Source organism: uncultured Erythrobacter sp. (assembly GCF_947499705.1).
Lineage (GTDB): Bacteria > Pseudomonadota > Alphaproteobacteria > Sphingomonadales > Sphingomonadaceae > Erythrobacter.
Map to the genome: position 1 here is coordinate 1,768,638 of NZ_CANMPJ010000001.1, position 15,899 is coordinate 1,784,536.

11 protein-coding genes and 1 tRNA gene are annotated in these 15,899 nt (G+C 60.7%); 3 read left to right on the top strand and 9 right to left on the bottom strand.

Annotated elements, in window-relative coordinates; genetic code table 11:
• Positions 1-54: 54 nt before the first annotated feature.
• On the bottom strand, positions 55-2,127 hold the full coding sequence (locus Q0837_RS08425; RefSeq protein ID WP_298467544.1) for an NAD(+) synthase: 2,073 nt from the start codon (positions 2,125-2,127) through the stop codon (positions 55-57).
• Between the two features lie 236 nt (positions 2,128-2,363).
• Between Q0837_RS08425 and yghU the strand changes: the two genes are divergently transcribed.
• From yghU to Q0837_RS08440, 3 genes are all read left to right on the top strand, one after another.
• A complete protein-coding gene (yghU, locus tag Q0837_RS08430) occupies positions 2,364-3,230 on the top strand; it encodes a glutathione-dependent disulfide-bond oxidoreductase (protein ID WP_298467547.1) in 867 nt (288 codons plus the stop codon).
• 81 nt (positions 3,231-3,311) lie between these two features.
• Positions 3,312-4,694, top strand: a complete 1,383-nt coding sequence (locus Q0837_RS08435) for an MFS transporter (protein ID WP_298467550.1) — start codon at positions 3,312-3,314, stop codon at positions 4,692-4,694.
• Between the two features lie 51 nt (positions 4,695-4,745).
• Positions 4,746-4,820: transfer RNA gene (locus tag Q0837_RS08440), tRNA-Gln, on the top strand.
• A 207-nt stretch (positions 4,821-5,027) separates the two neighbouring features.
• On the opposite strand, the gene Q0837_RS08445 is transcribed toward Q0837_RS08440, so the two are convergent.
• The 8 genes from Q0837_RS08445 to Q0837_RS08480 form a co-directional block, all read right to left on the bottom strand.
• The gene (locus Q0837_RS08445; protein ID WP_298467553.1) at positions 5,028-5,834 is read right to left on the bottom strand and encodes an OmpA family protein; all 807 of its coding nucleotides are present in this window, start codon (positions 5,832-5,834) and stop codon (positions 5,028-5,030) included.
• Between the two features lie 67 nt (positions 5,835-5,901).
• On the bottom strand, positions 5,902-6,666 hold the full coding sequence (locus Q0837_RS08450; protein WP_298467556.1) for an SDR family NAD(P)-dependent oxidoreductase: 765 nt from the start codon (positions 6,664-6,666) through the stop codon (positions 5,902-5,904).
• A 63-nt stretch (positions 6,667-6,729) separates the two neighbouring features.
• Positions 6,730-7,686, bottom strand: coding sequence for an NAD(P)/FAD-dependent oxidoreductase (locus Q0837_RS08455; protein ID WP_298467559.1), 957 nt, complete (start codon positions 7,684-7,686; stop codon positions 6,730-6,732).
• A gap of 39 nt (positions 7,687-7,725) precedes the next feature.
• Positions 7,726-8,712, bottom strand: coding sequence for an L-histidine N(alpha)-methyltransferase (gene egtD / locus Q0837_RS08460; protein WP_298467563.1), 987 nt, complete (start codon positions 8,710-8,712; stop codon positions 7,726-7,728).
• Position 8,713: 1 nt separating this feature from the next.
• A complete protein-coding gene (gene egtB / locus Q0837_RS08465; RefSeq protein ID WP_298469859.1) occupies positions 8,714-9,970 on the bottom strand; it encodes an ergothioneine biosynthesis protein EgtB in 1,257 nt (418 codons plus the stop codon).
• A 139-nt stretch (positions 9,971-10,109) separates the two neighbouring features.
• Positions 10,110-11,231, bottom strand: a complete 1,122-nt coding sequence (locus tag Q0837_RS08470; protein WP_298467566.1) for a diguanylate cyclase — start codon at positions 11,229-11,231, stop codon at positions 10,110-10,112.
• 92 nt (positions 11,232-11,323) lie between these two features.
• A complete protein-coding gene (locus tag Q0837_RS08475; RefSeq protein ID WP_298467568.1) occupies positions 11,324-12,697 on the bottom strand; it encodes a class II 3-deoxy-7-phosphoheptulonate synthase in 1,374 nt (457 codons plus the stop codon).
• Positions 12,698-12,818: 121 nt separating this feature from the next.
• Positions 12,819-15,833: a pitrilysin family protein gene (locus Q0837_RS08480; RefSeq protein WP_298467570.1), complete on the bottom strand. Its 3,015-nt coding sequence runs from the start codon at positions 15,831-15,833 to the stop codon at positions 12,819-12,821.
• Positions 15,834-15,899: the final 66 nt, after the last annotated feature.

Here is a 15,899-nt window from a genome sequence, read left to right on the forward strand (position 1 = left end):
AGCCCGATACAGGGTCGCAAGGGGCCGGAACGTCGCAGGGCGTTCCGGCCTTTCTTATGCGCCCGGTAAGCTCTCGCGCAGTTCCTCAAGCCACACATCGGCCACTGCATCGCTCGGCGCGCGCCAATCGCCGCGCGGGGATAGCGCCCCGCCCGAGCTGACTTTCGGGCCATTGGGCAGAGCGCTGCGTTTGAACTGGCTGAAGCCAAAGAAGCGTTTCAGGAAATTTTCCGACCACTTCGCAATCTCAGCGAGGTCGTATTGATTCTTGCGCTCTTCCGGGAACCCTGCAGGCCATAGACCCGCGCTGGCATCCTTCCACGCATGATAGGCAAGGAAAGCGACCTTGCTGGGCCGTTGGCCGTAGCGGATCGTGTGGTGCAGGAAAAAGTCGTTGAGTTCATAGGGGCCGATGATGCTCTCGGTCGACTGGATTTCACCATCTTCGCCGGCGGGCACAAGCTCGGGCGAAATCTCGGTGCCGAGGACTGCGTCCAGAACCTTCCCACAGGTATCGCTGAACTGCTCTGTCTGGATCGACCAGCGGATCAGGTATTGGATTAACGTCTTGGGCACACCCGCATTGACGCCGTAATGGCTCATGTGATCGCCGACGCCGTAGGTGCACCAACCGAGCGCCAATTCGGACAGGTCACCGGTCCCAACCACGAACCCGCCATGTTGGCCTGCGAGGCGGAACAGGTAGTCTGTGCGCAGACCTGCTTGCACATTCTCGAACGTCACATCGTAATGCGACTCACCCTTGGAGAAAGGGTGGCCCATGTCTTCGAGCATCCGTGTGGCCGCAGGCTTGATGTCGATCTCCTCCGCGGTGATCTCCATCGCTTCCATCAGCTTCCATGCGTTGGATTTGGTCGCGTCCGATGTCGCAAAGCCGGGCATGGTGTAGCCCCGGATGGTCGAGCGCGGCAGGCCGAGCCGGTCGCACGCCTTGGCGGCGACGATCAGCGCATGCGTGCTGTCTAGCCCGCCGGAAATGCCAATCACCAACGACTTGGCATGGGTCGCTTTGATCCGCCGCATCAGGGCATCGACCTGAATATTGAACGCCTCGTAGCAATCCTCATCCAGCGTGTGCTGATTATTTGGCACGAACGGGAAGCGGCGGATCGGACGTTTCAGACCGACATCGCCCTCACTGTAGGCGTGTTCGAAGACGATCCGGCGGAACTCATCTTCTGGTCGACCATGCGCTTCGGCGGCATCGGCGAAGGTCTGGTTGCGCATCCGTTCGCCTGCGATGCGGTCGGTGTCGATATCGACCACACACAGTTCCGGATCGAGATCGAACCGTTCGCTCTCTGCCAGCAATTCCCCCATTTCGTAGATGACGCCCTGCCCGTCCCACGCGAGATCGGTGGTGCTCTCCCCGTGCCCGCTCGCAGAATAGACGTAGGCGCAGATCGAACGCGAGGCGCTGGCGCGGCAATGCAGATGGCGATCATCCGCTCGCCCAATCGTGATCGGCGAGGCTGAGAGGTTGCACAGGATCTGCGCCCCGGCGAGCGCGGCCAACGTGCCCGGCGGGTTGGGTGCCCAGAAATCCTCGCAGATCTCTACGCCAAAAGCGAAACCCGGCAAGTTTCCAGCCGCAAAGACCAGGTCGGTGCCGAACGGCGCTTCTTCGCCATTCACGCCAATCCACAAATCCTGACACTCGCGGCCATGCGCAAACCAGCGCTTCTCGTAGAACTCGCGGTAGTTCGGCAGGTAGCTTTTCGGGATCACGCCGAGCAATTCCCCGCCCGCGATCACCAGCGCGCAATTGTAAAGCTTCCCAGTGCGACGCAATGGTGCGCCAACCACCAGCACCGGACTCAGATCTTTCGACGCCTCGACCACTTCGCCGATTGCGCGTTCGACGCGGTCGAGTAGCGCATTCTGCAAATGCAGGTCATCAATCGCGTAGGATGACAGGCACAGCTCCGGATACACAACCAGATCGACATTCTGTTCGTGCGCCTTGGTCGCTTCAGATAGCACACCCTTTGTGTTGTACGCGACGTCTCCGGTGCGCGAACAAGGCGTCGCTGTCGCCACCCGGACAAAGCCGTGCGCGTGCATGTCATAGAAGGCGTGGCCTGTGTCTGGCGTGCTTGCAGCCATATGCGGCGAACTCCTGAAAAGCGCGTGTTGCGGCGCACTTAGCGACTAAACCCTAAAGTTCCTAGAGATCGCGCTCGGCCAAGCAAATGCGACCCAAAGCTGCGCTTTGGCACTGGCAGCGAAAGCTTGGGGCCTGCATGGTTGCGCAAACTCGATCAAACCGCCACTTCACGCCGCAAGGGTCAGACGATTTTCCGTCCCAAGAATTTCCCTCCCGAGACAAGGAGACACGCATCATGGCCGATCCCACTTACACCCCGCCCGCAGTCTGGAGCGCCGATACCGAATCCGGCGGCCGCTTCGCCAACATCAACCGCCCGACGTCGGGCGCGCGCGAAGACCGCGAGCTGCCAAAGGGCGACAACCCGTTCCAGCTTCACTCGCTAGCCACGCCTAATGGCGTGAAGGTCACCATCATGCTCGAGGAACTTCTCGAGAAAGGCCACACTGGCGCGGAATACGACGCCTACACCGTCAATATCGGCGAAGGGCAGCAGTTCACCAGCGGCTTTGTGGACATCAATCCGAATTCAAAGATTCCGGCGCTGCTCGATCAAAGCGGAGATAAGCCCTTCCGAATTTTCGAATCCGGTGCGATCCTCGTCCATCTCGCCGAGAAGTTCGGTGAGTTTCTTCCAGCCGATCCCGCTGCGCGCGCTGAAGTGCTCAGCTGGGTGTTCTGGCAAGTCGGCACTGGCCCATTTATCGGCGGCGGTTTCGGCCACTTCTACGCCTACGCTCCCGAGAAATACGAGTATCCGATCAACCGCTATGCGATGGAAACCAAGCGGATTTTCGACGTTGCGGACAAGCGGCTGGGCCAATCACGCTTCCTCGGCGGCGAGGATTACTCGATCGCCGACATGGCAAATTTCCCATGGCTTGCCCCGTTTGTTGCGGGCACCATCTACAACGAAGCCAAGACTTTCCTGTCGATCGACGAATACACAAATGTCGCGCGTTGGGCGCGCGAGATTGCCGCCCGTCCCGGGGTACAGCGCGGTCGCCTCGTCAATAAGGTCTGGGGCGATGGAGATCAGCAACTTCTCGAACGCCACTCAGCCAAGGATTTCGACGGACTGAATCTCGACTTCACATTCTGACCCGCGAAACATCGCTTACAGGAATGGGCTGGAAACCAATTGGTTTTAGGCTCATTGTTGTTTGGAAGAGAGGGCCGCGGATTGACCGAAGCGTCGCATGAAGAAGTAGGCCTGGCGGAAAAGCTCGGTTACGGTATCGGAGATCTTGCGTCGGGGCTGATGCTAAATTTCTTTGGCGTCTTCCTGCTCTATTTCTTTGTCGACCTTGGTGGATTGGCTCCGGCGGCCATCGGGTTGATGCTGCTCCTCACAAAACTGGTCGATGCTTTTACCGACCCCGTGATGGGTATGGTGGCCGACCGCACTCGAACCCGCTGGGGTCGCTATCGCCCCTATTTGCTGCTTGGATCGGTGCCGCTTGGTCTGACCATGATCCTGATTTTCAGCGCACCCGATTCCCTTGGCGAAACGGGACTGCTTATTTGGGCCTATGTCACTTACACACTGTGCATGCTGGCATTTACTTCGGTCAACGTGCCCTACGGGGGGTTGTTGGGCGTGATCTCACCGTCATCGAAAACGCGCACCAGTGTGACTGCGTTTCGCATGTTCTTCTCTGCGCTAGGAGGGATATTGGTCGGCGCACTCGGCACAACTTTGGTGCGCGAGTTTGGCGCAGGTGACGAAGCGTTTGGCATCCTGCTGACCATATCTTGCATCGCGGCGGTCGCGGTGTTCTGTTTGATGACAACCTTTGCCACCACAAAGGAGCGCATCCCGCCTGCCACGACTAATGGCGCGCCGCTAGCCGACGTAGCTGTGCTCGTCCGGACCGGTCCATGGATCGCTGTCGCCATCGCAGCAATACTGGGTGTGACGGCGATCGCCTCGCGGGCAGGCAGCGCGTTGTTCTTCTTCAAGTATGTGGTGGGAGACGGCGGCGATCCGGCCTTCCTGTTTTTCGACCGCACTGCGTTGTTTCTGACGGCGCTCGCCGTTGGTCAAGTCACCGGAGTCATCGTAGGCAACATCTTGCAAAAGCGATTTGAAAAGTCGCACCTGCTCATGGCGGCCGGCATGCTCAAAGCCGTCATGATCGCTGTGTTCTACGTCCTCCCGCTCGACGCGATGTGGCCACAGACGTTTGTACAGTACCTGGTCGGCACCGGGTTCGGGATGCTGATGATACTGTCCTTTTCGATGTTCACGGACATCGCAGAGTTCATTGACTGGAAATCCAAGCGTCAAATGACCGCGTTAGTGATCGCTGCATCGGTATTCGCCGTGAAAGCAGGGATTGCATTCGGTTCGGCAATACCTGGCTTTATGCTGGATTTGACCGGATTCGCGAAAGATGCACAGCAATCGGAGACAGCATTGATGGGAATCCAGACCGCGTTCGCGGTCATCCCGGCCGCCATCATGATCCCGGCCATTATCGCGCTGCTGTTCTACAACATCAATCGCGATGTGATTGCGCGGATGGAGGTCGATCTATCGTCTCGCCGTATGACAGCAACGTAGAATTCACCCCCTTCACATATCCGACAAGCGCGTTATAGAGCGCCCCTCTGCTGGGGTGTAGCCAAGTGGTAAGGCACTGGTTTTTGGTACCGGCATGCGCAGGTTCGAATCCTGCCACCCCAGCCAACAATTCTCAAAGCATCAGATCACAGGATCGAGCCTGCTTCCGAAGGAACATGCAGGTTCGAAGGCGGAGCTGCGCGGAGCGTAGCGGAGACGGCCGTCAGGCCAATCCTGCCACCCCAGCCAGAATTCCTTAGAACTGATCTCGTACAGGATCGAACCTGCTCACGAAGGGGCACAGGTCAGTGCGTTACCCTGCAGCTCGTGGCGCTAGAAAAGTTGCCTGCCCGGCTCCTCGATCCAGGGCCGGGCCTGCTCGCGCCCAATCATTGTAATTCGGCCATGCCGGTTCAGGATAACCTGCGGCGTCGGCGGACCCCAGTGATAATCAACATGATAGGTATCCATTGAGACCGTGGTTGCCAGCGCCACCGTCTGGCTCTCACTGGAGCGATAAACCACAATCTTGTTGACCCGGTGGCTTTGGTTCATCCGCCTTGTTTGCTGAGGTTGCTCGCCAATGTCGGGATTGAGATGTCTTGCGACAGTCCTGCCAACCCTGTTCCATTGCTCGCCGCGGCCATCGGCACCAGCACTGGCTGCCCCTAACCCGGAAACTCTTGGATCCATGACCCAGCTTCGCCGCGTGATGCGATCAACCATTTCTGGTGGCGAGGTCGTGACGTGCCTGACCGGCATCCGGTTGCGTGAAATAATCACCTCTGCCGCGCGCCAGCGAGCGCTATCATCGCGCTCATCGCCATCGGACCATTCTTCACCTCGCGCATCAATTCCGGTCAGGCGGCCTACATCAGCCAGCGGATTGGTGATAAGATACGAAAGAACCGAATGCGCGCGCCTGTTGCTGAGCGCCAAGTTTACGTCAGGAGGGCCAAGCCTGCTCGCAAGCCCGCGCACATAGATCCACGAAGGGTTGGGTCTCCGCAGCTCACGGGCGGCGTGCCCGTCCAGCCAATCACAATGATCACCGTTGAGCCGGGCACTGTTTGTCGCAAAATCCGTCAAAATCACATGATTGGGATCAGATGGATGTGCGGGGTGCGGAATAACGGGCATTTGAACCTCTCAATCGTTTCCAGCGAGCTAGACAACTTTGGATCGAAATCATTGTTGGAAAGCGACTTTAAACAGTCCCCGCCACGCACAGGTTCTGACCAGTCACCCACTCGCCGGAGTTGCCCACGAGGTACAACACGCACGCGGCAATATCGCGCGGTGTGCCTAGCCGTCCGGCAGGCAGGTTCAGCTGCTCCAACAGCGGCCCGAAATCTTCATCGGTCATATCGAGCGCCTTCTTGACCGTGTCGGTCGGCACAAAGCCGGGAAGGATCGCATTCACGCGGATCTTTTGCGGGCCTAGCTCCAGCGCTAGCGTCTTGGTCAGCATGTTCACCCCTGCCTTGGCGGCGCTGTAATGGCCACTGCCGGGGAACGGATCGCGGCCCGCCATGGAAGATGTGTTCACGATCGAACCGCCATTGGTCATATGCTTGGCCGCCGCGCGCACGCCGTAGAACACCGACGACAGGTTGACCGCGAGCGTCTTGTCCCATTCTGCTGGGTCAAGCTCGGTCAAAGGCGCGGAGACCAGCGACCCGCCGGCATTGTTGATCCAGATGTCGAGCCGCCCGAACTCATCGACGGCGCGCTGCGCCAGGGCGTCCATATCCTCGGCGCTTGATACATCGGTGACCTGCGCGATCGCTCGGCCCGATGAATTGCTGGAATTGATGGCTTCGGCCACCCGCTCGATCTGGTCTGCCGAACGTGCGGCACACACCACATTCGCGCCCGCTTCGGACAGCAGCGAAGCGATGCCCTCGCCAATCCCGCGCCCCGCTCCGGTTACAACGGCGGTTTGTCCCGAAAGATCGAACAGGTCCTGCATTCACTTACTCCCTCTAATCAGAGAGCGAGCTAGGCCGGGCGAGGCCCCGGCGTCCACTAGCGCTTATGGGTGCGCCAGCACCTGAGCGGCGAGTGCGCGGCCCGAAACGAATGCTCCCTCGACGCGGGGAGAATGCAGATAGTCGCCAGCGATCCCGATGCGCGCTTCGGCATCGTATCGCGCCGGTTCGCCCGCGACCCTTTCCGGCATGGCATAGAGCCAGCGATGCGCGACACAATGGAGCGGCCCGACTGGGTCAATTCCAGTCTGGTCGAAAAAGTCGGCAAGGAGCAGCGCTGCTGCCTCTTCCTTTGGCACGTCGAGCACTTCACGGCTGCGCTTTGGTGAGGCGTGCAGCACCCAGGCTTCCGTGTCTTTGCGGCCCGGCTTCGCCGAATTGCGAGCGGCCCATGCAATCGCCGCCTCTGGATCGCGCATAGCGTCTTTGGCAATGAGCAGTGGTCGATCAAACGCAGCCATCACTGCCCAGCAAGGTTCCGACGTAACGCCACCTGCAATAGCCGCGAATTGCGGCGCAGTTGCAGACAGCAATTCGCGGGTTTGCTCTGCGGGGATAGCGACCAGAACCGTGGAGGCAGCGAAAACCCGTTCGCCCGCCTTCACTTTCCAGCGAGTGCCTTCGCACGCGATGCCTTCGGCCCGCGTGCCCCATTGCACATCGAGCGGCTCAGCCATCGCCCGGATCGGACCATTCATTCCGGGAGTACCAACCCACGCATCGCCGCCTGCGGCAGTCCAGCGCGCGACAGCTCCGGTCTCTTCCCATTTCGAAACAACCTCTTGGAATCCAGGATCACGAGCAGTGAAATATTGCGCGCCGTGATCGAAAGAGACCGTTTCGCCAGCAATTTCCGCTCTGCGTGCGGCCATGCGTCCGCCTGGCCCGCGCCCTTTGTCGAGCACGGTGACCGAATACCCCGCTGCGGCCAGCCGGGTCGCGCAGGTCAGCCCCGCCATGCCAGCACCGATGATCAGTATGTCGTTGTTGTGTGTATCCATGGCGCCCCAACGCACCGCGCCGACACTTGTTTCAAGGAATCAAGGAGCGCTGCGAGGTGGCTTCGCTTCGGCCAGCAAAAGCGAGAACTGGCCGCCCTTGTCGAGCCAGCGGGCTTGCGGCTCCCAGCCCCCGGCGAGCAGCAGCATATTGGCAGTGCGGCGGTTGAACTTATGGCTGTTCTCTGTGTGGATCGTCTCACCAGTCCTCATGGTGAAGTCTTGTCCATCGACGGAGAACGCAATGTCACCACCCGCAACGAGGTGCATTTCAATCCGCGCGTTGTCATCGTTCCAACGCGCCTCATGGCTGAGCGTATCGAGTGGAATGTCGCCGTTCAACTCGCGGTTGATCCGGCGCACGAGGTTATAGTTGAACTCGGCCGTCACTCCGGCGGCGTCGTCATAAGCGGCGACGAGCACTTCCTCATCCTTGATCAGATCCATCCCGATCAGCAATTGTGCGCCCACACCCAAAGTCTCGCGCATATTGCGCAGCAGATCGACCGCTGTGCGCGCGACCATGTTGCCGATGGTCGATCCGGGGAAAAAACCCAGCTTGGGTTGGTCCGCAACGGCAGTAGGCAATTCGACCTCCCGCATAAAGTCGGCCTCGACGGGATAGACCGGAAGGCCGGGAAACTTCTCCGCCAGATCGGCGGCAGCGGCACGCAGGAAATCGCCTGAGATATCGAGCGGGACGTAAGCGCTCGGCGCAATCGCCGATAGCAGCAGCGGCGTCTTTACCGAGGAGCCTGAGCCAAATTCGACTACGGCTCGTCCTTCCCCGATCAGCTCGGCAAATTCTCCGCTGCGTGTCTGCAGTATCTCTGTCTCCGCGCGGGTCGGATAGTATTCGGGGAGCTGCGTAATGTCCTCGAACAGCTGCGAACCGGCATCGTCATAGAGCCACCGCGCGGGGATCGCCTTTTGTGGCTGGGACAGGCCATCAAGCACATCGGCGCGGAATGCCGTATCAACACCATCATCATCGCGCTCGACCAGCTTCAGGCCCTTTTGCGTCGTCATACTAAAGGTCCTTCGCGAGCCGCAGCCCGGTAAATTGCCAGCGCTGATGCGGGTAGAAGAAATTGCGATACGAGGCGCGGGAATGGCCGCGCACCGTCGCGCAGCTGGCGCCTTTCAGCACGAACTGACCGCTCATGAATTTGCCGTTATATTCTCCCACTGCCCCCGCCGCCGGCTTGAAACGGGGATAGGGCAAATAGGCCGAGCGGGTGAACTGCCAGCAATCGCCGAACAGGCTTTCACCGCCTTGGGGATGCGGGGCGAAGGCACCGTCGAGCTGATTGCCGCTCTCGGCATTGTGCGCCGGTGGTTGACCTTCGTCGTCTTGGCCGCGCGCAATCGCTTCCCACTCGAACTCGGTCGGAAGCCGTGCGCCCGCCCATGTCGCGTAGGCATCAGCCTCGTAGTAGGAGATATGCGTGACCGGCGCATCGGGGTCGCGCTCTTGCCAGCCCTGATGCGTGAAGGTCCGCCCCTCGCGCCAGTAGAGCGGCGCTGTGATCGCGTTGTCCTTTACCCATGCCCAACCATCGGAAAGCCACATTGAAGCGGTTTCGTATCCCCGATCGGCTATGAATTCGTCCCACTGGCGATTGGACACAAGACGCCGGGACAGTGCGAAAGGCTCCAGCAGCACGCGGTGGCGCGGGCCTTCATTGTCGAACGCAAAACCGCTCTCGTCTGTGCCGATCAAAGCCACGCCGCCCGGATGCTCGTGCCAGCCGATTTCGCTCTGTCCCGGCGACATGGCCGGTTCGGGTGCGCCCTCGAACATCGCAGGGCCGAGTGGGTTCTGGAACAGCGCGTGTTTGATATCGGTCAGCAGCAATTCGATGTGCTGCTGTTCGTGCGCGATACCAAGTGCAATCAAGTCCGCATGGTGTGGATCAGCGAGCAGCGGCTCGATCGCCGCATCGACATGCGCTCGCCATTCCCGCACTTCATCCAGCGAAGGGCGAGACAGAAGGCCGCGCGAAAACCTCCCAATGCGCTCGCCTTCGGCCTCGTAATAGGAATTGAAGCAAAACGGCCATTCATCGTTGAGCAGCCTGTAGCCCGTAGCATGGTCGCGCAGCAGGAATGTTTCCCAGAACCACGTCGTATGCGCCAGGTGCCATTTGGCGGGCGATGCGTCCTCCATCGATTGGAGCGTCGCGTCGGCATCGGACAAAGGCGCGACCAAGGCTTCGGTCAGCGCGCGGGTGGCATGGAACCGCTCTTGCAGATCGCCAGACGCGGCAGGATCGCCGCTCGGCATTGATTGGGGCACGCTCGCCTCCCGTGCTTGCCCGGCCTACCGGCCTTCGAATGCCGGAGGCCATGCCTCAATGCCGTGACAATTGAAAGGCTTGGGCTGCGAAGCGCAGTCGCGTTCCGATAATTGTGCCGATTCGCGGCTAGGCGGCTATCCGAACCCGGTTCCTGCCCGCATGCTTCGCCTCATAGAGAGCTGCGTCCGCGCGCGCAAAAAGGGTCAGCGCCGTGTCCTGCCGCGAAAGCTCGGCAAAGCCAACGCTGGCGGTCACAGCTGGCACGTCGCCCACGGCGCTGCCTGAAGCAATTGCCTGGCGCAGGCGTTCGGCCATAATCCGGGCAAAGCCCTGGTCGGCTCCCGGTACGATCCACACGAATTCCTCGCCCCCGACCCGGCCGACTAGATCGCTGTCGCGGGCCTGACGTCGTGCGATCTGCGAAATCTGCTGAAGCACGCGGTCGCCCTGCGGATGGCCATAGGTGTCATTGACCGATTTGAAGTGATCGATGTCGAAGACGATCAAGGAAAGCGGCTGCGAATAGCGGTGCGCTTGAACGACAATCTTGTCCAACGCCGCCATCACCCGTCTGCGATTGGCGAGCCCGGTCAACGGGTCGGTTGCCGCCAGTTCGCGCGCCTGATGTGCTTCGGACAGAGCGATTTCCCGTGAATGTTCAAGACTGCGCTCTCTCGCGACCTGATCGGTGACATCGCGGACCACTGCGACAACCCGGCAGACACCGCCGCTGTGGTTGGGCAGATTGCAAGCCTGGACGGAGATCGATCGTTCAACGCCATCGTAGCCGACAATATCGTAGCGCAGCTCAAACGGCTCACGCGTTTCCCGGTGTTCGGTCACACAATCAATCAGGCTTATATCATTGGCGAACAGCAAGGTTTCGGCATCGCCATCGACGAAGGGGTCGTCGTGATCCACGCCGAACAGAGCGCGCAAGCCATCGGACCATTGCTGTTTCCCGGTGGCCGGATCGTACAGCCATACGCCGAGGTCGGCGATGCTTTCGGCCATGCGCACGGTGCGGAGCAATTCGCTCATCTTGCTGCCGCGTTCGCGAGCGATACGAGCGGCATATCGCGTTTCACGCCGCGCCATCATCACGCCGATCACGGCCGCAAATGCGACGAGGCCCAAAAGCAGACTGATGCCGGCCAGCGCCTCTGGCCCCAGCAAGGCGCCAAGTACCGGCGCGTCGGGTGCATTCGCGCCCACATCCAACCGGCTGTGCTGTAATCCGCGCATCATTCTCGCTTTCTTCTCAAGCGAGTGCGTTAGATGCGAGCGATCAAGGGCGGGCGCACAGCACCCCTGTGGACTCTACTTATGCCGGATTAGGGTTAAGCCGCGTCGGCCTGGCGCTCGTTCACTTCGGTGTTGAGCGTTTCGGCAATCAGGAACGCGAGTTCGAGCGACTGTTCGGCATTCAGGCGCGGATCGCAGTGGGTGTGATAACGATCGCCCAACGCATCGTCGGTGATGGCCACGGCCCCGCCGACGCATTCGGTCACATCCTGTCCCGTCATCTCGATATGGATGCCGCCCGGATGCGTGCCTTCGCCGCGGTGTACGGCGAAGAAGCCCTTCACCTCGGTGAGAATCCGGTCGAAGGGCCGTGTCTTGTAGCCGCTGTCCGACTTCACAACGTTGCCGTGCATTGGATCGCAGCTCCACACCACCGGATGCCCTTCGCGCTCGACCGCGCGGATGAGCTTGGGCAGGCCCTCTTCGACCTTGTCGTGACCGAACCGGCTGATCAGCGTGATGCGCCCCGCTTCGCGCGCCGGATTGAGCACATCGAGCAGTTCGATCAGCGCGTCTGGCTCCAGCGATGGGCCGCATTTCATACCAAGCGGATTGCCGATGCCTCGCGCAAATTCGATATGCGCACTACCCGGGAAGCGGGTGCGGTCGCCGATCCAGAGCATGTGCGCGCTGGTGGCGTACCAATCGCCGGTTAGCGAATCCTGCCGGGTCAGCGCTTCCTCGTATGGCAGCAGCAGCCCTTCGTGGCTGGTGTAGAAACTTGTCGCCTGAAGCTGCGGCACGGTTGCGGGATCGACCCCGCAGGCTTCCATGAAATCCAGCGCTTCGCCAATCCGGTCGGCGGTCTCGGCAAATTTGTCTGTCCATGGGGTCCGGCCCATGAAATCGAGCGTCCATTGGTGAACCTGACGCAGGTTTGCATAGCCACCGCCTGCAAAGGCACGCAGCAGGTTCAGCGTTGCCGCAGCCTGCGAATAGGCGCGGACCATCCGGCCCGGATCATTGCGGCGTGTCTCAGGATCAAACTCGATCCCATTGATATTGTCGCCGAAATAACTCGGCAACGTGACGTCGCCTTTGGTCTCTGTCGGCGCGGAACGTGGCTTGGCAAACTGGCCTGCCATGCGCCCAACCTTCACGACCGGATGCTTGCTGGCAAAGGTCATCACGACCGCCATCTGCAGCAACACGCGGAAGGTATCACGGATGTTGTTCGGGTGGAATTCGGCGAAGCTCTCAGCGCAATCCCCGCCTTGCAGCAGGAACGCATTGCCGTTGGCCACATCGGCCAAATCGGCCTTCAGAGCGCGCGCTTCACCGGCAAAGACCAGCGGCGGATAGGCTTGCAGCGTGGCTTCTGCCTCTGCCAGCTCGGCAGCATCTTCGTAATGCGGCAGGTGCCGCGCTTCATGGGCTTTCCAGCCGTCGGGGGTCCAGTTCTGAGCCACGTTCTAATCTCGTATCCGTCTTGAGTTGGGCCGCGCCGCTACGCAGCAATGTTTGATTTGTAAAGCAGCTTGGCACTTTGCAACAACATTATTTCACGGCCTAAGTGATCGCTGCGTTCGATCAGCGCCCGATAATTTCCTCGGCTGGCGGACCAACCGCTGCTGGCTGAGCCGCGCCTGTCGTCGCGCCAGTGTATCCGCCGGGACCCGTCGCTAGCGCCTGCCCCTCAGGGATCACAGCCAACCGCATGGGAGAGCGCTGACCAAAATAACGGTCCGCAAGGAACTGCATGATCTGCGGGTTCGTTTGCGAATAATCCTGCAGCAGACTGCGAAGAAGCGTCACCCGGCGGGGATCGGTGGTCGAGCCTTCGAGGTTGTAGAGCCAGAAAGTGTTCCCGGTCGACGCCCGGCGCACCAATTGTGCGAGCGGCTCGGTCACCCGTGACAGCTCATCGGCGGTGGGCGGATTCTCGGCCAAATCCTTCGCGATCTTGTCTGCCTCGGCAAAGAAGATCGGAACGAATTCGGGCTCCAGCTGAGCCAGCGCGGTGATCGTCCCGCCGCTTTCGATGTCGGTCGGCCAGTTCGAAAAGACCTGCGGCGCATAGCTTGCGCCAGCCCGTTCGCGCAGAGCCTCAAGCAGGCGGTTGTTGAACAGCTGGGTGAGGATTTCGAGCTGACGAGATTCGCGGATGCTGGTCACCCCGCCCCCACTTGGCCAAGCAATCACAGCCGCTGCCTGATTGCCGTCGCCGCGGTGAGTCAGCACGGTTGGCTGCGTTGAAGGAGCGGCGAAAGCCGGCACTTTAGCAGCGATTTCTGCGGGGATCGGCTCACGCGGAGGCAGCGCGCCGAATGTCTCGCGCAGTTTCTCGACGATCACGTCCCGGTCGAATTCGCCGAACACAAGTACCTCAACCGGCCCTTGTTTTAGCAACGGTTCCCAGACAGCGCGGAAGCCATCGGGCGTCACCTGCTGCAGCGTCTCGGGGGTCGGCGTAGCAAATCGCGGATCGCGATCTGTCACGAGAAACTCGAGGTCGCGGTTGATCATGCCTGCTGGGCTGGTTGAAAACGTGTTGTAGGCCAGTTCTGCCGCAGCCTTGGCGCGGACGACCGGATCCGGGTCCCAGCGCGGCATGCCAAGCTTGGCGGCGAACAGATAAAGCTGGTCGGCCACGTCATCGGAACGGGTTTGCGCCGTAAAGGTGAATACGCCATCGTCGACCTCGAATTCGAAGCCGAGCTTGCGCCCGGTTGCGAGGCGGTCAATCTCGTTCTGGCCGAGTTCCCCGATACCCGATCCAACCAGCGCCATTTCGCCCAGTGGCGCGTAGACAGCGCTGTTCGCGTCAAACGCGCGGTAGCCTGCGCCAAAGCGCACACGCACAGTCACACGGCCCGGCTCCGCATTGTTGGACCACAGCAGCGCCTTCGCACCGTTGGCGAAGTTGACTTGCTCAACATCGAGGATGCCTAGCGGCGCGGTGCTTTCGATTTGACCCGCAGGTCCGACCGGCGGGAGTTCATCGAAGGAGATGCTCTGAGCCGCGACCCGGGCTGTTGTGTCAACAGTGGCTTCGCTGGCCAGTGCCAGTTGCAATGCTTCGTCGCTTGCCTCGTCCACACCCGGTGTGACGTAGACCGAACGGACAACATCGCCTTCGAATAGCTTCTTGGTCCGGGCGAACACTTCGTCCGGCGTGAAGCGCTGGCTCATGCCGCGCCACACGGCCAGAACCGTTTCGGGCGAAGCGACCGTCTCACGAATATCGACCGCGTTGACGATGTTGTCGGCCAAGTCGGAGCCCGACTGCACGCTGCTCTGTTCGACCTGGTTGGCGAAGATCACGTCGAATTCGGCGACTTCGCGGTCGATCTCTTCCTGTGTCGGGGGCGTTGTGAGCGCATCGGCGATCACGCTTCGCACATTGGCGAGCGCAGTCTGCCAGTCGGCAGTGAGCGGTGCAAAGCTGACGAAGGTCGCATCGGTCGAACGCGAAATGTCGTCCTGCTGCACCTGAGCATAAAGGAAGCTGCCCCCTGCCCGCGCGCGCACTTCAAGGCGGCGGTTGATGATCGCTTGAGACAGCGCGTCGAGCAGCAGGCCTTCATTATAGACGATCGTATCGTCGACCTTCCGCCATGGACGCATAACGGCATAGGTAAGATTGCGCGGCAAATCCGCCTCAACCACGACGCCGATCTCGCCTAATGGCAAGCCAGTGCCAGCGGCCAGCTCAGCCCCGGCGGGCGCGACTGGATCACCGAAATCGGGTGCCTGACCGGCCGGGCCAGTGCCCTGCCAATCGCCAAACCATTGCTCGACCAGACCCGCGAGCACTTCAGCAGGCGCATCGCCAGCCACCACGATCACGGTGTTTTCGGGGCGATACCAGCGGTCGTAGAATGCCTGCACGGCAGCGGCTCTGGCTCCGTTGAGCGTTTCGACCGTGCCGATTGGGTTGCGCTCGGCCAGCCGTTGCCCTGCGAAGAAGGTACGCCGGGTGAAGTCGCTAACGCGCTGCGACGCCCCGCCCCGTTCGCGCTTTTCCGCCAACACGATTGGCCGCTCAGCGGAGACATTTTCCTCGCTCAGCACCGGCGCTTTGATCATACCGGAGAGCAGCTTGAAGCTTTCCGACAGCTTCGCGCGGTCAATGTTGGGAATGTCGAGTTTATAGGCAGTATGCGTCGGGCTGGTCTCCGCATTGGCATCGCTGCCGAAGGTCGCCCCCAGTCGCTGCCATGCGGCGATCGCTTCGGCCTGCCCCAGATACTCGCTCTCACGAAACAGCAAGTGTTCGAGAAGGTGCGCGAAACCCTGTTCACTGTCCTGTTCATGCAGCGAACCGGCATCCACGCGGACCCGGATCGAAACCTGACCTGGCGGCACACCATTGCGGCGCACAGCATAGCGCAGGCCGTTGTCCATCTTTCCGAACAGCCACTCCCGGTCGACCGGAACGTTGCTGCCTTCATACAGCCACGGCACTTCGTCGCCGGTCTGGACCGCTTGCGGAGCGGGGACCGGGGGTTGCGGCGCGGTCTCTTGAGCGACGGCAGGAAGGGCAAGCGCCGCAGGCGCTGCGATAAGGGCAATGGCGCGGAGCGCGCTGGAAAACAGATTCATATGTGCATCTATAAGCGGTCAGGGTCTGAAGGGATAGTGAATGCTTCACACGCATTCATCAGTTGT